The sequence below is a fragment of the uncultured Paracoccus sp. genome, assembly GCF_937873615.1.
GTDB lineage: Bacteria > Pseudomonadota > Alphaproteobacteria > Rhodobacterales > Rhodobacteraceae > Paracoccus.
Window position 1 is genome coordinate 60639 of the sequence record NZ_CALMYP010000015.1, and the last position, 17960, is coordinate 78598.

General features: G+C 64.4%; 16 protein-coding genes, 1 tRNA gene, 1 pseudogene and 1 riboswitch. Of the genes and pseudogenes, 6 read left to right on the forward strand and 12 right to left on the reverse strand.

Annotation, left to right across the window (positions count from 1 at the left end):
• Positions 1-19: 19 nt before the first annotated feature.
• From Q0330_RS03820 to Q0330_RS03850, 7 genes are all read right to left on the reverse strand, one after another.
• Complete coding sequence (locus Q0330_RS03820; protein WP_299474711.1) at positions 20-1003, reverse strand: ABC transporter substrate-binding protein; 984 nt, start codon at positions 1001-1003, stop codon at positions 20-22.
• Positions 1004-1006: 3 nt separating this feature from the next.
• On the reverse strand, positions 1007-1744 hold the full coding sequence (locus Q0330_RS03825) for an ABC transporter ATP-binding protein (protein WP_299474714.1): 738 nt from the start codon (positions 1742-1744) through the stop codon (positions 1007-1009).
• Positions 1741-2496 (reverse strand): ABC transporter permease, encoded by a 756-nt coding sequence (locus Q0330_RS03830; RefSeq protein ID WP_299474717.1) that lies wholly within the window; start codon positions 2494-2496, stop codon positions 1741-1743. The genes Q0330_RS03825 and Q0330_RS03830 overlap by 4 nt, the downstream gene beginning before the upstream one ends.
• A gap of 37 nt (positions 2497-2533) precedes the next feature.
• A complete protein-coding gene (locus Q0330_RS03835) occupies positions 2534-3145 on the reverse strand; it encodes a YkoF family thiamine/hydroxymethylpyrimidine-binding protein (RefSeq protein WP_299474720.1) in 612 nt (203 codons plus the stop codon).
• Positions 3138-3248, reverse strand: a riboswitch (TPP riboswitch). (Overlaps the previous gene by 8 nt.)
• Positions 3249-3319: 71 nt before the next feature.
• Positions 3320-4942 (reverse strand): FGGY-family carbohydrate kinase, encoded by a 1623-nt coding sequence (locus Q0330_RS03840; protein WP_299474723.1) that lies wholly within the window; start codon positions 4940-4942, stop codon positions 3320-3322.
• 121 nt (positions 4943-5063) lie between these two features.
• The gene (locus Q0330_RS03845) at positions 5064-8198 is read right to left on the reverse strand and encodes an efflux RND transporter permease subunit (protein ID WP_299474725.1); all 3135 of its coding nucleotides are present in this window, start codon (positions 8196-8198) and stop codon (positions 5064-5066) included.
• A gap of 23 nt (positions 8199-8221) precedes the next feature.
• Positions 8222-9370, reverse strand: coding sequence for an efflux RND transporter periplasmic adaptor subunit (locus Q0330_RS03850; RefSeq protein ID WP_299474728.1), 1149 nt, complete (start codon positions 9368-9370; stop codon positions 8222-8224).
• Between the two features lie 561 nt (positions 9371-9931).
• Here Q0330_RS03850 and Q0330_RS03855 point away from each other — a divergent pair.
• From Q0330_RS03855 to Q0330_RS03870, 4 genes and pseudogenes are all read left to right on the forward strand, one after another.
• Positions 9932-10909 carry a GSCFA domain-containing protein gene (locus tag Q0330_RS03855; protein WP_299474730.1) on the forward strand — a complete coding sequence of 326 codons (978 nt, stop codon included), beginning with the start codon at positions 9932-9934 and terminating at the stop codon, positions 10907-10909.
• An 8-nt stretch (positions 10910-10917) separates the two neighbouring features.
• A complete protein-coding gene (locus Q0330_RS03860; protein WP_299474732.1) occupies positions 10918-11718 on the forward strand; it encodes a hypothetical protein in 801 nt (266 codons plus the stop codon).
• Between the two features lie 221 nt (positions 11719-11939).
• The gene (locus Q0330_RS03865; RefSeq protein WP_299474734.1) at positions 11940-12200 is read left to right on the forward strand and encodes a transposase; all 261 of its coding nucleotides are present in this window, start codon (positions 11940-11942) and stop codon (positions 12198-12200) included.
• An 81-nt stretch (positions 12201-12281) separates the two neighbouring features.
• Positions 12282-12422, forward strand: a pseudogene (locus Q0330_RS03870) (transposase); the annotation flags it as partial.
• Positions 12423-12558: 136 nt separating this feature from the next.
• On the opposite strand, the gene Q0330_RS03875 reads toward Q0330_RS03870, so the two are convergent.
• The 5 genes from Q0330_RS03875 to def (Q0330_RS03895) form a co-directional block, all read right to left on the reverse strand.
• The gene (locus Q0330_RS03875; RefSeq protein ID WP_299474736.1) at positions 12559-13977 is read right to left on the reverse strand and encodes a tyrosine-type recombinase/integrase; all 1419 of its coding nucleotides are present in this window, start codon (positions 13975-13977) and stop codon (positions 12559-12561) included.
• Positions 13978-14064: 87 nt separating this feature from the next.
• A tRNA-Gly gene (locus Q0330_RS03880) sits at positions 14065-14138 on the reverse strand.
• A gap of 40 nt (positions 14139-14178) precedes the next feature.
• The gene (gene fmt, locus Q0330_RS03885) at positions 14179-15072 is read right to left on the reverse strand and encodes a methionyl-tRNA formyltransferase (RefSeq protein WP_299474738.1); all 894 of its coding nucleotides are present in this window, start codon (positions 15070-15072) and stop codon (positions 14179-14181) included.
• Positions 15073-15081: 9 nt separating this feature from the next.
• On the reverse strand, positions 15082-15585 hold the full coding sequence (gene def / locus Q0330_RS03890) for a peptide deformylase (protein ID WP_299474740.1): 504 nt from the start codon (positions 15583-15585) through the stop codon (positions 15082-15084).
• Entirely contained in the window at positions 15585-16112 is a 528-nt protein-coding gene (gene def / locus Q0330_RS03895; RefSeq protein ID WP_299474742.1) for a peptide deformylase, read from the reverse strand. The genes def (Q0330_RS03890) and def (Q0330_RS03895) overlap by 1 nt, the downstream gene beginning before the upstream one ends.
• 71 nt (positions 16113-16183) lie before the next feature.
• On the opposite strand from def (Q0330_RS03895), the gene Q0330_RS03900 reads away from it, so the two are divergent.
• Complete coding sequence (locus tag Q0330_RS03900; RefSeq protein WP_299474744.1) at positions 16184-17365, forward strand: MalY/PatB family protein; 1182 nt, start codon at positions 16184-16186, stop codon at positions 17363-17365.
• 9 nt (positions 17366-17374) lie between these two features.
• Positions 17375-17947, forward strand: a complete 573-nt coding sequence (locus tag Q0330_RS03905; protein WP_299474746.1) for a L,D-transpeptidase family protein — start codon at positions 17375-17377, stop codon at positions 17945-17947.
• Positions 17948-17960 lie beyond the last annotated feature (13 nt).

Below are 17960 nucleotides of genomic sequence, written 5' to 3' on the forward strand. Positions count from 1 at the left end.
GTCTTTTCCGCGCCCGCGCCTATCGTGCCAGATATTCGTTGCTGAACCAGCCCGAGACATCGGGCGCTTCCGTCAGCGCCGCGCCGGAGGCGTCGCGCAGCGCGCCGGCGTCGAACAGGAAGGCCGCCAGTTCGGCCAGCAATGCGCCATCGACCAGCCCGATGGGCTCTCCGGGCTGGTGCAGGTATTCGCCCTCGACAAGAACTTCCATCGAGGCATGGACCAGTTCGGCATTGGACAGCATCCCGCCCGTGGCTGCGATCAGCAGATCCGCCGCCTCGGCCGGATTTTCATTGGCGAAGGCATAGCCGCGCTGCACCGCCTGCACAAAGGCGGCGGCGGCTTCGGGATGGGCGGCAAGCCAGCTTTCATTGCCGGCCAGCAGCGTGGTCTGCTGGTCGGGGATGCCGTAATCGGCATAGGCGAAGGCACCTTGCGGGCGGCCTTCCAGTTCCGCCTGGACGCCTTCCCAGGGATAGATCTCCAGCGTGAAATCGACCTGACCGTTTGCCAAGGCCTCATAGGCCGAGGTGCCGAGCGTGACGCTGTCATATTCGCCCTTGCCGCCGGCATTGCGGATCATGGTGCCGACAAGCGCGCCCTCCCAGGCGCCGCCGAAGCCGGCATAGATCTTGCCATCCAGATCGGCGGGGCTGACGATGTCGTCGCGCCGGCCATCGAAGACCAGCCAGCCGGTTTCCTTCTGCACCACCGCATAGACCAGTTGCAGATCGGCCCCCGCCGCGCGTTGCTGGCTGAAGCTGACGGTGCCGACAATGCCGAACTGGGCCACCCCCGCCGCCACCAGCGTGCCCGCCGAGGTATCGGCATAGGGCAGGATATCGACATCCAGCCCGGCCTGATCGAACCAGCCCTTTGCCTCGGCCACATAAAGCCCGACATGGTTGGTATTCGGCGTCCAGTCGAGGGCGACGGACAGCTTTTCCGCGGCTGCTGCGGGCAGGGCGGCAAGGATGAAGGCGGCGGGCAGGAAGTGGCGCATGGGTCAGTCTCCGGAAGTGGCGAAAATCGTGTCGAGGATCTGTTGTTCGATGGCCTGTGCCGCCTCGGGCAGGGGGCGGCCAAGGCGGGGCCGGGGGGCGGTCACGGCGAATTCGGCGATGACGCGGGCCGGGCGCGGCGACAGCACATAGATGCGATCCGACAGTGCCACCGCCTCGCGCACATCGTGGGTGACGAGCAGCGTGGTCCAGCCCGCCGCTTGCCAGCGCTGCTCGAACCAGAGCTGGATGCGACTGCGGGTCAGCGCGTCTAGCGCGCCGAAGGGTTCATCCAGCAATTGCACCGGGCGGCCCTGGATGACGGTGCGCAAAAGCGCCGCGCGCTGGCGCATACCGCCGGAAAGCTGCGCGGGAAGGTGGCGCTCGAAGCCCTCAAGGCCGAATTCCACCATCATCGGTGCGGCCTTGGCGCGGGCCTCTCGGCGCGGCAACCCTTCGATTTCCAGCCCAAGGGTGACATTGTCGATGATCCGCCGCCAGGGCAGCAGCGCATCGCGCTGCGGCATGAAGGCGAAGGCCCCGGACTTGGCGTCGGGATGCTCGATCAGGCCCCGGTCGGGGGCGATCTCTCCGATCAGCAGCCGCAAGAGCGTGGACTTGCCGCAACCCGAGGGGCCGAGGATCGACACGAATTCGCCCGACCTCACCGAGAGCGACAGCCGGTCCAGCACCGGCACCCCGTCGAGGCTGAGCGAGAGGTCCTCGATACGCAGCCCGCTCATCTTGCGGTTCCCGCATGTTGCCAGCCAAGCGCGGCGCGCTGCAGCGCCACGACCAGCCCGAAAAGCAGCAGCGTCAGCGCCGAGCTGACGGCGACGGCGGCCAGCATCAGGTCGGGCCGGAAGCTGTTCTTGGCGTTCAGGATGACGATGCCGATCCCGGCCCGCGCCCCGGCATATTCGGCGAAGATCGCGGCGACGACGGCATAGGTGACGGAGATACGCAGCCCGGCAAAGAAAAAGGGCAGGGCCGAGGGCAGGCGGGCGCGGCGAAACACGCCCGCGCGCGTGGCACCCATCGAGCGCAGGAGCGCCTCGATCTCACCCTCGGTCGAGGCATAGCCGTCCACGAGCGCCACCAGCATCGGGAAGAAGGTGACAAGCGCCACCAGCAGGATCTTCGGCGTCAGATCGAAGCCGAACCACAGCACCATCAGCGGCGCGATGGCCACCAGCGGCAGGGTCTGACTGACCACGAAGACCGGAAACAGCGCCCGGCGCAGGCGCGGCGCGAAATCCAGCACCACCGACAGAATGAATGCCGTGGCGATGGAGACGGCAAAGCCCAGAAGCGTGGCGCGCAGCGTCGGCAGCAGGTTCTGCCACAGCAGCGACCGGTTCGCCGCGATCTGCTGGGCCACCCGAGAAGGCGCCGGCAGCACCAGCGGCGAGATCCCGGAAAGCCGGACGTAAGCTTCCCAGAGGGCGAGGGCGGCAGCAATGCTGAGACATGCGGGCAAGGCGCGCGCCAGCATCCCACCGCCTGCCTGCGGCAAGGGGGCGGGCATCGGATCAGCCCGAGGTCGAGGGGCTGTTGGCCGAGACGGTCAGGTCCAGCGTGACATGGCCTTCGGGCGGGCCGAAGCGACAGAAGGCCTGCTCCAGCGTGGCGAAGACCGGGCCGGCATCGCCGCCGATCCGGGTGCAGAAATTCTTCGCCCGGTCGAAGCAGCCGCTGGCCTTCAGGAACTCGATGCAGCCGTTGATCTCGGTCATATGCGCGCCCATGCCGAGCACATAGAGCGAGAATTGCGCCCGTGCCGCCTCGCCGGTGCGGCGGGCCTTGCGCACCGCTTCCAGCGCCGCCTGCTGGCGATGCGCCAATGGCTCGTTCGGTGCGGAAAGCGCGGCGGTCTGGCAGATCGGATCGTCCGGTTCGCCCGGGCAGCCGCGCGACAGCGTGCAGCGCAGCACGACATGATGGCCCGAGGCCGCGGCGGAAATATAGACTTCGCGCAGGGCGGGAAACAGCGTTTCGGGAGGGCCGACGATCAGGGTCGAGACATCATCGGTTTCGATCCTGAGCAGCTTGCGCCAGGGGTCAAGTGCCTTCAGCGAGGACAGGATGACGGGAACGAAAGCGTCCGTCATCGGATAAAGGGATACCTGTGCGCCGACGAACATTTCGCCTCCTTGCTCCGCTGGCATGATCCAGATCAGCTTGAGGGTCCGAAGGCATGCGCCCCCATCTCAGCCGCGGCATTACGCGACACCCCTGGAATGGTGGCCTATCGACCACAGGGCGGCGGGGCTGTCAATCCGTGCCGGTCCCGCAGCGGCGATTTTCGCGCCCCGCGTTCAGACCCGGCTGGCGGCGCGGGCGGTGTTCTGCAGGGCTTCCCAGATGCGATAGCGCGCCTCGTGGCGGGCGGCCACCTCGCCGCCCTTCGGCGGGTAAAGTCGCGACAGCCGCGACATCGCCCCCATCGCCGTCGGCAGGTCGGGATAGACCCCGCCCGCCACCGCGCCCAGCATGGCGGTGCCCAGAAGGACCGGCTCCTCGCTTTCGGTGCCGGCGAATTCGATGCCCGAGGAATCGGCCAGAAGCTGGCGGATCATGTCCGAGCGCCCGGCACCGCCGCTGATGACCACGCGCCCGACCGGGGCACCGGCACGGGTCTGGGCCTCGACGATCTGGCGCAACCCGTAACCGATGCCGCAGATCCCGGCGACGTAAAGCGCAATCAGGCTGTCCAGCCCGCGCTCGACACCCAGACCTGCAATCACCGCCCGCGTGTCCGGGTCGGCATGGGGCGAGCGGTTGCCCATGAATTCCGGCACCACATGCAGCCCGCGCGCCAGATCGACCGGATCGCCGGTCGCGGCACGCGCCTCGGCCTCGGCCTCGGTCGCCAGCCAGGCCGGCAGCGACAGGCCGGCGGTGCGGGCCATGGCCTCGGCCTCGGGCGAAAAGGGATGCAGGCCGATCAACTGGTCGATGGCCGCGCCTGCCGCCGATTGCCCGCCCTCGTTCAGCCACATGCCCGGCACCATGCCCGAGAAATAGGGGCCCCAGACGCCGGGCACGAAGACCGGCTCGCGGGTCGAGGTCATCATGCAGGAGGAGGTGCCGAAGACATAGCCAAGCGTCGGCTCCGCGCCGCCGCCGCCTTCGGCGCCGACGGTGCCAAGGCCGCCGGCATGGGCGTCGATCAGCCCGGTGCCGACCGGGGTTCCCGGTGCCAGCCCCAGATCCGCCGCCGCTGCCTCGGTCAGCCCCCGCCCAAGCGGCGCGCCGGCCTCGCGCACTGCCGTGCCGATGCGCGCAAAGCCCTCATCGGCCAGTTCCCCCAATCCGATCTGCCGGAAATAGCTGGCATCCCAGCCGCCATCATGGCCGAGATAGGTCCATTTGCAGGTCACCGTGCAGATCGAGCGCGCCAGATCGCCCGAGGCCTTCCAGGTCAGGAAATCGGTCAGGTCCATGAATTGCCAGGCCCGGGCGAAGATCTCGGGCCGGTTTTCCTTCAGCCAGAGCAGCTTCGGCGTCTCCATCTCGGGCGAGATGCGACCGCCGACGAAATCCAACACCCGATGGCCCAGACGGTTGATCCGCGCCGCCTGCTCGCGGGCGCGATGATCCATCCAGACCATGATATTGCGCTCGGGATGGGTCGGATCGCCGACCGGCAGGGGCGCGCCACCCTCGCCCAGCACCACCAGCGAGCAGGTGGCGTCGAAACTGATCCCGCGGATCTGGCCGGCCGCGATCCCGGCTTCGGCCACCGCACCCCGCGTTGCGGCCGAGACGGCGCGCCAGATATCCTCGCCCGATTGCTCGACGATGCTGCCGGCGTCGCGATGGGTGGCAATGTCCTGCTTCGCGGTGCCCAGCAGGACGCCCTGCCGGTCGAAGACCCCGGCCCGCGCGCTGCCGGTGCCGACATCGACGCCGAGAAGATAGTCGCTGCGCTCCGCCATCGCATCCCTCCTGCGCTGCCCGCCGGGATTGTCTAGCACGGGCCCGGCGGGCTGCGCCACATCCCCCGGGGCAGTTCGCTTAACGCGCATTCCCTGATCGATTGCGCCGCCGGATGGCCGGTCAGATCACCGGCGGGGTGCGGCCCTTGTGGAACTTCTCGCGCAGCCCCTGGATCAGCTTGAAGAAGACCGGCCCGAAGATCGACCCGGCAAGCGCCGCCGCGATGGAGCCGCCGAAGACCGCAAGCCCCAGCGACACCCGGCTGGCCGAGCCAGCGCCCGAGGCGATGACCAGCGGATAGACCCCGATGGCGAAGGCCAGCACGGTCATCATCACCGGGCGGAAGCGCAGCCTGGCGGATTGCATCGCCGCCTCGTGCAGGTCCAGTTCTTCCGCTTCGCGCTGCTGCTTGCCGAATTCGACGATCAGGATCGCGGTCTTGGCCGCCAGTGCGATCAGCATCAACAGCCCGATCTGGCCGTAAAGGCTCAACGGCTCGCCGGCCAGCGTCAGCGAGATCAGCGCCCCCAGCACCGCGAAAGGCACGGTCAAGAGCACCGCGAGGGGCGTCAGAAAGCTTTCATACAATGCGGCGAGGAACAGGAAGGTGATGACCAGGCTCAGCCCGAGCGCGATGGGGACGGCATTGCCGGACCTGCGTTCCTCCAGCGACGAGCCGGTCCATTCATAGCGGAAGCCTTCCGGCATGGTCGCCATCGCCACGTCTTCCAGCCGGGTCATGGCATCGCCGGAACTGAAGCCGCCGCCGGTATTCGGCACCCCGGTGATGGTGGCGGAATTATAGGTATTATAGCGATACATGACATCCGGCCCCAGCGTCGGCTTCGGCGTGATCAGCGCCGACAGCGGCACCAGCTCGGCCTTGTCGTTGCGCACATAAAGCGTGTCGAAGGCGCGTTCGTCCTGGCGGAACCCGGCATCGGCCTGCAGCATGACCTTGTAGGTCTGGCCGAACATGTTGAAGTCGTTCACGTAAAGCTGGCCAAGCTGGGCCTGCAGCGCCAGGAAGATATCCGAGATCCTGACCCCCAGCGTCTTCGCCCGCACCCGGTCGATTTCAAGGTCCAGCTGCGGCGAATCGGCCTTGAAGCTGGAATAGGCAAGCGTCAGCTCGTCGGTCTGGTTGGCGGCAGGCAGGACCGACGCCAGTGCATCGGTCATCGCCTGCGGGCCGCGTCCCTGGGTGTCTTCCAGCACGAAGGACAGGCCCGCGACGACGCCGAGGCCGGGAATGGCGGGTGCGCCGAAAACGATGGTCTGAGCCTCGGGATAGGCGGCGAATTCCTGGGTGAATTTCTTCTCCAGATAGGCCTGCTCGGATTCCGGGGTCTTGCGTTCCTCCCACGGCTTAAGCTTGACGATGATCATCCCGGCATTGGATTGCAGCGCGTTGTTGATGATCGAGAAGCCGTTGACGGACAGCACGTTTTCCACCGCCTCGTCCTTGCCGATGGTTTCGGTGATGCGGTCCATGATCTTCTCGGTCCGGGTCAGCGAGGCACCGCTGGGCAGTTGCACGTCGACCATGAAGAAGCCCTTGTCCTCGGTCGGCACGAAGCTGGTCGGGACGGTGGTGAACAGCCAGAACATGCTGGCAAACAGCGCCGCAACCACGGTAATGGCGATCAGCGCGTGGCGGCACAGGAAATCGACCAGCGTCACATAGCGCGCGGTGATCCAGCCGAAGCCCGCGTTGAAGCCCCGGATCAGCAGGTTCGGATGCATCCCCGGCTTCATCAGCACCGATGCCAGCGCCGGGCTGAGCGTCAGCGCATTCACCATCGAGATCAGCACCGAGACCGTCAGCGTCGCCCCGAACTGGCTGAACATGCGCCCGGTCAGCCCGGGCAGCAGCAGCGTCGGCCCGAACACCGCCGCCAGCACCAGCGAGGTGGCGACGATGGGGCCGGTGACCTCGGTCATCGCCTTCTGCGTGGCCTCGCGCGGACTCAGTTCCGGGTTTTCGTGCAGGATGCGCTCGACATTCTCGACCACGATGATGGCGTCGTCGACGACGATGGCGATGGCGAGGATCAGCGCGAACAGCGTCACCGTGTTGATGGTCATGCCGAAGGCGTAAAGCACCGCCAGCGTCCCGATGATCGAGACCGGCACCGCGATGGTCGGGATCAGCGTCGCCCGGACCGAGCCGAGAAACATATAGGTCACCGCGATCACCAGGGCGATGGTGAACAGCATGGTGATGACGGTTTCTTCCAGCGAGGCCTGAATGAACAGCGTCGAATCGTGGCCGATGACGTAATCGAGCCCTTCGGGGAAGAAGGCTTTCAGCTCCTCCATCTTGTCGCGCACCGATTTCGCCACCTCCAGCGAATTCGCATCGCTCAGCTTGTAGATCGCCATCAGCACGCCCGGCGCGTTGTTGAATTCGCCGTAACCCTTGTAGGCGAAGGCGCCAAGCTCGATCCGGGCGACATCGCGCAGGCGCACGACCGACCCGGCCTCGCTGGCGAGAAGGACGATGTTGCCGAACTCCTCCTCGCTCGCCACCCGGCCCTTGGTGGTCAGGACATATTGGAACTCGGTCGTCTCGGGGTTCGGGGGCGCGCCCAACTGGCCGACCGCTGCCTGCACGTTCTGTTCCTTGATCGCGGCGATGACGTCGTTGACGGTCAGGTTGTGATTGGCCAGTTGCACCGGGTCCAGCCAGGCGCGCAGCCCGTAATCCAGCGCGCCGATATTTTCCGCCGCGCCGATGCCGGGCAGGCGGCCAAGCTCGCCCTCGACATTGATGGTGGCGTAATTGGACAGGAACAGCCCGTCGAAACGCCCGTCGGGCGAGATCAGGTTCACCACCATCAGGATATCCGGGTTGCGCTTGCGCACCCGGATGCCGCGCTGGCGCACCTCGGCCGGCAGCGCGGGTTCGGCAAGCGCGACACGGTTCTGCACATCCACCTGGGCCAGATCCGCATCGACGCCGACCGCGAAGGTGACGGTCAGCATGTAGCTGCCGTCGCTCGCGGCCTTGGATTCCATATAGACCATGCCCTCGGTGCCGTTGACCTGATCCTCGATGGGGGCGGCCACGGCGTCGATCACCGTCTGCGCATCGGCGCCGGGATAGTTAGCCCGGACCACGATCTTCGGGGCCGAGATGTCGGGATACTGGTCGATGGGCATGACCAGAAGGGTCAGCAACCCGGCCAGCGTGATCAGGGTCGAGATCACGAAGGCGAATTTCGGTCGGCGGATGAAGAATGCGGGTCCCATGGGCGTCTCCGTCTTCCGGCCTGTCAGCCTTCAAAGGGTTGCGGTGTCACCACGATGCCGGGCCGCATCTTCTGCAGCCCCTCGACAACCACCTGTTCGCCGCCCTCCAGCCCCTCCGAGACGGTCCAGTTCAGCCCATCGCGGATGCCCACGACGATATTGCGCCGCTCCACCGCGCCGTCGGCGCCGACGATCCAGACGTAATGGCCCTGCTGGTCCAGGCTGACTGCGCGCTGCGGCACCAGCGGTGCCTCGACCGGCTGGATGACCTGCCCGCGCAGGGTAACGTTCTGGCCCGGCAGCAGCACCCCGTCGGGATTTTGGAACAGCACCCGCCCGGCAATGGTGCCGGTGCTGGCGGCGGCGGTATTGTCCCAGTTCTCGAAGGTGCCGCGATGTTCATAGACGGCACCGCCGGGCAGGATGATCTCCAGTTCCAGCGGCGGGATTTCCGCGCCCGAAGCCTCAATCGGCAGGCGGCGGGCGAGGAAGCTGAAATAGAAGGCCTGATCGACCAGCCCGGTCGCATAGATCGGATCGAGCGAGACGATGGTGGCGATGAAGCCCGGCTGTGTCGGATCGCCCGGCGCGAAAAGATCGCCGACCGCATATTCCGGCGCCGAGATCCGGCCATCGAACGGGGCATAGACCTTGGCGTCCAGCAGATCGGCCTTGGCCTGGTCGATATGCGCCTTGGCGATATCCACCTGAGCATGGGCGACATCGGATTGGGCGCGGGCATATTCGACCTCGCGCGCCGAGACGGTGTTCTTCGCGGCAAGCTGCTCGGCCCGGTCGAGATCGAGATCGGCCTTCAGCGCCGTCGCCTCGGCCTGTTTCAGATTGGCTTCTGCCTGTGCCAGCGCGATCCGGTAATCGGTATCGTCCATCTCGACCAGCAGATCGCCCTTCTCGACGATGTCGCCGGCGGTGATGTGAAGCGCGGTGATCTGCGCCCGCAGCGTCGGCCGCAGCGACGCGGTATTGATCGCCTCGATCCGGGCCGGATGGGTGAAGGAGGGGCGGATGCTATCGATCTTGACTGCCTGAACCAGCGCAACCGGGCCGGGTGCGGTCCCGTCAGCCTGCTGAGCGGTCGCGCCGGGGCTTCCAATGGCGCCGAAAGCGAGAAACGTGGCGATAAAGATGATTATTTTGGGGTCAAGACGCATTGCCGCCTCGCTGCAATATGCGAAAAACATACTGATCAGTATAGCAAAAATGTGCCGAAGAACCGAGTCCTTTTGGCGGACTGGTGTCTTGTACCTAAAGCCGTTGAGGCATTATTCTTGCATCTTTCGCGATCAAATTATACAAAAGACCTTGAAAAAAAATCAATTCAAGGTTGATTTTCTTGGGTGCGTGATTGGTTGCTCGTAGACCTTGGATTGTGGCTGAAGAGCGATGCGTATGGGCGCTACGCAAAGATCAGCCTCGGGCCATGGTGAAGACGTGGCATCAACGCCTTCCAGAGATAGGGGGCTTACCCGGGATTCGCCTGATCGCGGAGGGGGGCGATGCTGACTGTGGATGAAATCGAGAAGATCAGCCATGTGCGTGGTGTGCTTGCCGTGCTAGCGCCGGGCGAATGCTGTCCAAGTCATATCAGCCTATGGCGAAAAATGCGTCAGGCTGATAGGCCAATTTACGTGTAGATTACTTCTGCGGGCTGAACAACAATCATGACCTCTCCGTATACGAGTCTTGCCGCCAGAGCATTCTGGAAGACTGCCGTGACCGAACGCGCGCCCCTTGATCCCGGCGACCTCTACCAGCCGAAATTCCCGATTCCTCCGAAAGCGTGGATCATGACTGCTGGAAGTTGTTTTGCCCAGCATATCGGTCGTGCGCTACGTGGCGCGAATATGAAGATCATGGATGCCGAAGCGCTACCTCGATTCGTTCCCGACGAGGTGGCGGAGACATACGGATATCGCCAATATTCCGCGCGTTACGGGAATATTTATACCGCCCGACAACTGGCTCAACTGCTGGCAGAGGCGAGGGGCGATTTTTCTCCAGCCGATCCGGTCTGGGAAAAGAACGGCCGCTATTTCGACTCGCAGCGCCCATCCGTCGAGCCTGACGGCCTAGAATCTCCCGATGAGGTACTGAGGCACCGCCAACATCATCTCAATCAGGTCGCCACGGCGATTCGGCGAACCGGCTTGTTCATCTTTACATTCGGCCTGACCGAAGCTTGGACCCATCGCGAATCCGGGACGGTCTATCCAACCGCACCCGGAACGCAGTGCGGAACCTACAATCCAGACCAACACGCCTTCGTGAATTTCGGATATCAGGAGATCATGAACGACTTCCTGACGGCTCGGCGGATCCTCAAACGCAGCAACAAGCGCATGCGGTTCATAATTACGGTCTCACCCGTCCCGTTGACCGCAACGGCCACGGGAAAGCACATCGAGGTAGCAAACAGCTATTCCAAATCCGTCCTTCGCGCTGTCTGCGGCCGGCTCGCCGACGATCACGACGACATCGACTACTTCCCCTCCTATGAGATCATTACTTCGCTTAACAACCGGGGCATCTACTATGCTGCCAACAAAAGGAACGTCACGCCAGAAGGGGTAACCCGAGCGATGGAGATGTTTCTGCACGCTCACGGTCTTTCGCAGCAAGCCGGACATTCCGACGACGAACAGCATGATCCGCATTGCGATGACGCTCTGTTGGAGGCGTTTGCAGGATGAGGCGCATATTGATCGTCGGCAACTCCCATGTAGGTGCTATCAAGCTCGGATGGGAAGCGGCTCCGCGTGACGACGTTGACGTCCGTTTCTTTGCCGCGCCACAGCGGACCTTTATCAGTCTGCGCCTGTCAGACGAGTTGCAGTTGGCGCTGCCGGACGAGATCAAGGATCGTCCTCGGCTTCCACATCGCAAAATCCTGACAGAGTTGAACGGGACCAACTCGGCCAACCTGGCAGAGTTCGATGACGTCATGCTGGTCGGCTGGCCATCCGGAGCGGATCAGCTTGCCGCGCTTGCTGTTTCCTGTCGGCTCGACGCATCGAATACATCACAACCCCGCAATACGCTGCTGTCCACTCCGGCGCGCAAGGCAATCCTCGAACGATTGGCACAGTCTCTGCGTCCGGCGGCTGAATTCGAGAAAATCGATTCTCCTCGACTCTACCTGCTGCCTCGCCCGACCCTCGCAGAGACCGCTCTTGCCTCTGATTACTGGGCCTATCGCAACTGGCGCACCCTGCAAAGGGAAGAAGCCTCGCTCCTTTCGCTGATCGAAGAGTTCGACGGTATTCGTCGCGAGGATCTTGGATCGGTCGGGATTTCCTACCTTGGTCAGCCGCCCGAAACGCGGATTCAACTGGGCGGAACGGCCGCCCAATTCCTTGCGCCTGACGCGGGGTATATCGATCCCAAGAAGCCCTCGCTGCGCGGCGATCACATCCACATGAACGCCACATATGGGCGCATTTGCCTTGATCGATTCTGGCAAGCTCTCGGATTGGAGGGCGAGCGCGCTCCTGCCGCTTGAAAATCAGCCAGTCCCAGCGCTCTTCGTCAAGATATCGACCCGACCCCGAGAACCTTCCGTAGGGCCTCATTGACCGGGACGTTCTTGCTGTCCTGAGTATCAAGCGAGGCGACCATATCAGGATCAATCATGAAATTCCTTTGTACCTTGCGACCGAAGTCGCCTAGGGATTGTGGGGATTCAGGATTTCCATTTTGGCGGAGATGTGATTCATACTTTGGATGGAACGCTTTGTCTTGACCGATGCCCAATGGGCGAAGATGGAGCCGCACTGCTTGGGTAAGGCGACGGACCCGGGTCGAAGCGGCAGGAACAACCGGCTTTTTGTGGAGGCGGTGTTGTGGATTGTGCGAACGGGCAGTCCATGGCGCGATCTGCCAGCGATGTTCGGTAACTGGAGCACGGCGTTCCGGCGCTTCCGCGATTGGCGAGAAGCTGATGTTTTCAAGCGAATTTTCGATGCCCTGTCGGAAGAACCGTAAGCGTTGTCTGGCGATCACCTTCTGCTGACGGGATAGATTTGCGACTTGGCTTCTGCGGGATTGCAGGAGGTGAGTTTCTCCATGGATGATACGAGAGAGTTTCTCCCCGGGTTTGAAGGGGAGATACCGGCTTCGGGACGGCGTCGGTGGCCGGATGCAGTGAAGGCGCGGATTGTGGCTGAAACCCTTCTGCCGGGGGCGAGCGTGAACAGCGTTGCGCGGCATTACGATTTACCGTCTTGGTCGATCACGCGGATGGCGTTGGTGTTGCCCGAGGGGCGGATGAAGGGTGGGCTGCATGGGACTGCCTGTCCGACGCCCGATCAACCGCCCCTGCGGATCACCTGCCAATGGCCGTCTATTCGTCGTCAGGTGGGCGGATGCCCAGCGCCTTGCTCAATGCCCTTGTCGTCTGGCGCAGCTTGCGCATCTCCCCGCCATATACTGCATCCCCCACGCCTTCGATGGCATGGCCGAGGATGAGGTTCTGATCCAGGGATGAAACCTCCGCTTCCACAAGAAGGTCTTTCATGTGGTGGCGGAGCGAATGGACAACGTGCTTGGGATCGGGCGTCACCCTGCGAACATGCTTCATCAGGGCAGCGGAAGCCGCGTCAGAGCCACGCTTGCGGCCATAGGACGGGAACAGCATCGGCCCCTCCTTGACCGACAGCAGCGCCTCCCGAGCGGCTTCCAGCGCATCCCCCACAAGCGGGACGACACGGCGCGAGGCATCGGTTTTCAGGGGTCGCACCGCATTGGGTTCAATCCTGACATGCGGGAACCGGGATGAAATATCCACGTCCGTGACCAGCAGGCCAGTTACCTCAGCGATCCTTGCCCCGGTCCCTTCGAGGATGCGCCATATCAGGGCCAGTTCCGGGCTGGCCAGCGACAGAACCCGGCCACGAACCTGCGTGAGAACCTGATCCGGCAGCGGATCACGTTTGTCCTCGCGCTTCTCCCGCGTGCCCTTGGCCGATCTGGCCACGGGAAGCTTGTTGAACGGGTTCAGGAACGCATCGGACAGGCTGAACTCGGTCTTGGCGTAATTGACCACAGCGGAAATGATGGACAACTCACGGGAAACCGTTGCAGGACTGACCTTCTCCCCGATGCCCCGCCCGGTTTCCTTTACCCGGTCAAGCATGTGATCCCTGACCTTCCGGGCATCCTCGCGTGTCAGCGTGGTCAGGATCGGATCGCGCCCGAGGGCGTCTATGGCCGAGCCTATGACCCGGTTGGCAAGCCCCACAACCCGGCTGTCCGTCTCTGCGTCATGTTCCCGCAGATGCTCCCTGCGGTAAAGCAGAAGGGCATCGTTCAGGGTGGGTGCGGGTGGCTTGTGGATGTCTGGCCCATTGCGCAGAAGGTTGACCGTGTGACGGTCCACAGGAAGAACGCCATACGGCATTCCCCCGGCATCGGGATAGTGGTCAAGGATCAGGTCGGCAGCGATGGAAAGCCCTTCCTCATCCGTCCCCGCAGCGATCATCTCGGCACGACGACGCAGGGCCTCCGCATAGGCTTCCCGCTCGGAGACGGTGCCTGACGACGCCCCTTCCATAAGAAGCAACCTTCTCCGGGCAGCCTCGATCTCCCGTTCCACGGTGGCATGATACTGGGGCCAAGCGGCGAGGGCCTCTTTCTCGGATACGCCCAGCTTCCGCTTGAACTCGCGCTTGGCGATGATGCCCGAAACGTCCTTCGGAACCCTTCTGCGGTATTGAAAGCTGCCCGTGCTCGTCCGTTCAATGTGCTTCAAGATCAGTCCCATGTGTGCCCCGTGTGTGTGGGGATGTGTGCCTGAACGGGGCGGATTGCACTGAAGTTATTGAAAAACTTGGCTGACCGGGTGGTCAATTGGAGCGGGTGATGGGAATCGAACCCACGTATTCAGCTTGGAAGGCTGCTGCTCTACCATTGAGCTACACCCGCGACGCCGACCCTTTTAGGGGTTGGCGGGGCCTCGCGCAAGTCAGTCCAGACGGGGCGGCAGGGTCAATCCGCGCAGAATCTCGGCGGCGGGCATCGGGCGCTTGCCGGCGCGCTGCGCTTCCAGCACTTCGATGACGCCCTGACCGCAGGCGATGCGGAAGCCGTCCAGCACCTCGCCGGGGCGTCCGGCACCGTCCACGCGTCGAGAGCGCAGCAGCTTCACCCGCTCGCCCGCGATCTCGCACCAGGCACCGGGAAACGGGGACAGGCCGCGGATCTGGCGGTCGATCTCCTCGGCCAGACGGGTCCAGTCGATGCGGGCCTCGGCTTTGTCGATCTTGCTGGCATAGGTGACGCCGGCCTCGGGCTGAGGAATGGCGGGCAGGGGCAGACGGGCCAGCACATCCACGATCAGGTCCGCCCCCATCGCGGCCAGCCGGTCATGCAGGTCGGCGGTGGTATCTGCTGCGTCGATATGGGTGCGCGTCTCGGCCAGCACCGGGCCGGTATCGAGGCCGGCTTCCATCTGCATGATGGCGATCCCGGTTTCGGCGTCGCCGGCCATGATGGCGCGATGGATCGGGGCCGCGCCCCGCCAGCGCGGCAGGATCGAGGCGTGGATATTCAGGCAGCCGAGGCGCGGCGCATCCAGCACCGGCTGCGGCAGGATCAGCCCGTAAGCCACGACCACGGCGAGATCGGCATTCAGCGCGGCGAATGCCGCCTGTTCCTCGGTGCCTTTCAGGCTGCGGGGGTGGCGGATCTCGATCCCCAGTTCTTCGGCGGCGGCCTGCACCGGAGAGGGGCGGGGCTTCTGCCCGCGCCCGGCCTCGCGCGGGGGTTGGGTATAGGCGCAGACGACCTCGTGCTGCGCGGCGACGGCTTGCAGGGCCGGGACCGAGAAATCCGGCGTTCCCATGAAGATGACGCGCATATCCGCCCCCTATCCGCGTTTCGCCAGCTTGGCCGATTTCGTCACCAGCATCTTGCGCCGCAAGGGCGTCAGGTGGTCGACATAAAGCCTGCCGTTCAGGTGGTCGATCTGATGCTGGACCGAGGTCGCCCAGAGGCCGACGAAGTCCCGGTCCTCGATCTCGCCCTGATCGTTCAGGAACCGCACCGTCACCGCGCGCGGCCGGCTGATCCGGGCCGAGACGCCGGGCAGGTTCGGACTGGCTTCTTCATAATCGCGGAACTGGACCGAGGCATGCAGAACCTCGGGGTTCGCCATGCGCACCGCTTGGCCGCGTTTTTCGGACGCATCGACCACGGCCAGCCGCAACATGATCCCGATCTGCGGCGCGGCAAGGCCGACGCCCGGCATCGCCTCCATCGTGTCGATCATGTCGTCCCAGATCATGCGGATCGATTCCGTCACCGCCTCGACCGGCTGGGCCGCGATATGCAGGCGGCGGTCGGCATAGAGCAGGAAGGGGCGGATGCTCATCAGGCCTGATCGCGGGCGCGTTCGCGCTTCAGCTTGACCATCTTGCGGGTGATCATCTGGCGGCGCATGGCGCTGATATGGTCGATGAACAGCACGCCATCGAGGTGGTCGATCTCGTGCTGGGCGCAGGTCGCCCAGAGCCCGTCGAATTCTTCCTGATGCTGCTTTCCGTCGAGGCCAAGCCAGCTGACCTTGACTGAGGCCGGGCGCGTCACCTCGGCATAATGGTCGGGGATCGACAGGCAGCCTTCCTCGTAGACGTTCTGGTCCTCGGATTCCCAGGTGATTTCCGGGTTGATCAGCGCCATCGGGCGCGGCTCGGCCTCGGGGTCGCGCTGCGCGTCCATGACGAACAGCCGGCTGAGCACGCCAACCTGCGGCGCGGCCAGCCCGACGCCGGGCGCGTCATACATGGTGGCCAGCATGTCGGCGGCCAGTTTCTCGATCTCGGGGGTGATGCGGGCCACGGGTTCGCAGACCTTCTTCAGGCGCGGATCGGGATGGAGGAGGATCGGGCGAATTGTCATGTTCGTGATCTAGGGCAAGGCTTGGCGCGGCGCAATAAGCGGCCTATCCATATGCGCATAAGGAGACCCACATGACCCTACCCGATTTCGACGAGATCATCGAACGCCGCGGCACCAATTGCAACAAATGGGACGACATGGAGGCGATCTATGGCGTGCCGGTGCAGGACGGGCTGGCAATGTGGGTCGCCGACATGGATTTCCGCCCGCCGGCGGCGGTGCAGGCGGCGCTGGAAGGGCTGATCGCCCATGGCGTCTATGGCTACCCGTCGCAGAACCCCGATTACCTGCCGGCGATCCGGTGGTGGATGCAGAACCGCCACGGATGGGAAGTCGATCCCGACTGGATCGTCACTGCGCTCGGGCTGGTGAACGGGACCGCGCTGGCGGTTTCGGCCTTCACCGATCCGGGGGATCGGGTGGTCCTGATGACCCCGGTCTATCACGCCTTCGCCCGCGTCATCCGCGCGCAGGGCCGCGAGGTGGCGGAATTCCCGCTTGCCGTCGAGGAGGGGCGTCATGTCTTCGACTGGCCGGCATGGGAAAAGCTGCTGACCGGGCGCGAGAAGATGCTGATCCTGTGCAGCCCGCATAATCCGGGTGGTCGCGTCTGGACCCGGCAGGAATTGCGCGAGGTCGCAGATTTCTGCAAGGCCCATGGCCTGCTTCTGGTCAGCGACGAGATCCATCACGATCTGGTCATGCCCGGCCACACGCATACCGTCATGGCCAAGGCCGCGCCCGAGATCGCCGACCGGCTGATCACGCTGACGGCGGCGACCAAGACCTTCAACCTCGCCGGAGCCCATGTCGGCAATGCGATCATCGCCGATCCGAAGCTGCGCGCCGCCTACAAGGCGCAGATGGCCGGGCTCGGCCTGTCCACCGGCATGTTCGGCACCGATATGGTCGCCGCCGCCTATTCGCCGGAAGGCGCGGCCTGGGTCGATGCGCTGATCCCCTATCTCGATGCCAATCGGCGGCTGTTCGACGCGGGCGTGAACGCGATCCCCGGGCTGCGCTCGATGCCGCTGGAGGCGACCTATCTGTCATGGGTCGATTTCTCGGGTACTGGCATGGCGCCGGATGAGGTGAAGGCACGGCTTGCAAAGGGTGCGAAGATCGCTGCGAATGCGGGCGAGACCTTCGGGCTGGGGGGCGAGGGCCATATGCGCTTCAACCTCGCCACGCCCCGCGCCAATGTCGAGGATGCGGTAACGCGGCTGCAATCCGCCTTCGCCGATCTGCAATAGAGGCGGGTCTTGCTGCGGTTTCTGTTCCTGCTGCTGATCGGCTGGCTGCTTTGGGCCATGTTCGGCCCGGCGCTGATGAACCGGCCCATCGGCCCCGATCCGACGCCGCCGATGGCGCGGCCGGAACGGCCGGTCACGCCCGATCTGAACCTGCCTCTGCAGGGTGATATAGACCGCATCCTGATCGAGAAGGGCGCGCGCCGGCTCAGCGTCTATCAGCAGGGCAATCTGGTGCGCGAATACCGCATCGCGCTTGGCTTCGCGCCGGATGGAGACAAGGTCCGGCAGGGCGACGGCAAGACCCCCGAGGGTGTCTTCAAGGTCGACCGCCGCAACGACCGCAGCCAGTTCCACCTGTCGCTCGGCCTCGATTACCCGCAGCCCGAGGACCGCAGGCGTGCCAGCGTGGGCGGCTATAATCCCGGCGGCGACATCTTCATCCACGGCCAGCCGAACCACATCGCCGAAGGTTACCGCGTCAAGGGCGACTGGACCGAGGGCTGCATCGCAATCGACAACCACCAGATCGACGAGCTTTTCGCCGCGACCCGCATCGGCACCGAGGTCGAGATCCGGCCATGAACATGCCGCCCGA

What these genes read in the sequence shown, in the direction of transcription:
- Q0330_RS03850 (WP_299474728.1), bottom strand. Translation starts at nt 9,370, where the DNA reads ATGCGTCTTGACCCCAAAATAATCATCTTTATCGCCACGTTTCTCGCT.
- Q0330_RS03835 (WP_299474720.1), bottom strand. Translation starts at nt 3,145, where the DNA reads ATGTTCGTCGGCGCACAGGTATCCCTTTATCCGATGACGGACGCTTTC.
- def (WP_299474740.1), bottom strand. Translation starts at nt 15,585, where the DNA reads ATGAGCATCCGCCCCTTCCTGCTCTATGCCGACCGCCGCCTGCATATC.
- Q0330_RS03825 (WP_299474714.1), bottom strand. Translation starts at nt 1,744, where the DNA reads ATGAGCGGGCTGCGTATCGAGGACCTCTCGCTCAGCCTCGACGGGGTG.
- Q0330_RS03900 (WP_299474744.1), top strand. Translation starts at nt 16,184, where the DNA reads ATGACCCTACCCGATTTCGACGAGATCATCGAACGCCGCGGCACCAAT.
- Q0330_RS03820 (WP_299474711.1), bottom strand. Translation starts at nt 1,003, where the DNA reads ATGCGCCACTTCCTGCCCGCCGCCTTCATCCTTGCCGCCCTGCCCGCA.
- Q0330_RS03865 (WP_299474734.1), top strand. Translation starts at nt 11,940, where the DNA reads ATGGAACGCTTTGTCTTGACCGATGCCCAATGGGCGAAGATGGAGCCG.
- Q0330_RS03875 (WP_299474736.1), bottom strand. Translation starts at nt 13,977, where the DNA reads ATGGGACTGATCTTGAAGCACATTGAACGGACGAGCACGGGCAGCTTT.
- Q0330_RS03840 (WP_299474723.1), bottom strand. Translation starts at nt 4,942, where the DNA reads ATGGCGGAGCGCAGCGACTATCTTCTCGGCGTCGATGTCGGCACCGGC.
- Q0330_RS03830 (WP_299474717.1), bottom strand. Translation starts at nt 2,496, where the DNA reads ATGCTGGCGCGCGCCTTGCCCGCATGTCTCAGCATTGCTGCCGCCCTC.
- def (WP_299474742.1), bottom strand. Translation starts at nt 16,112, where the DNA reads ATGACAATTCGCCCGATCCTCCTCCATCCCGATCCGCGCCTGAAGAAG.
- fmt (WP_299474738.1), bottom strand. Translation starts at nt 15,072, where the DNA reads ATGCGCGTCATCTTCATGGGAACGCCGGATTTCTCGGTCCCGGCCCTG.
- Q0330_RS03845 (WP_299474725.1), bottom strand. Translation starts at nt 8,198, where the DNA reads ATGGGACCCGCATTCTTCATCCGCCGACCGAAATTCGCCTTCGTGATC.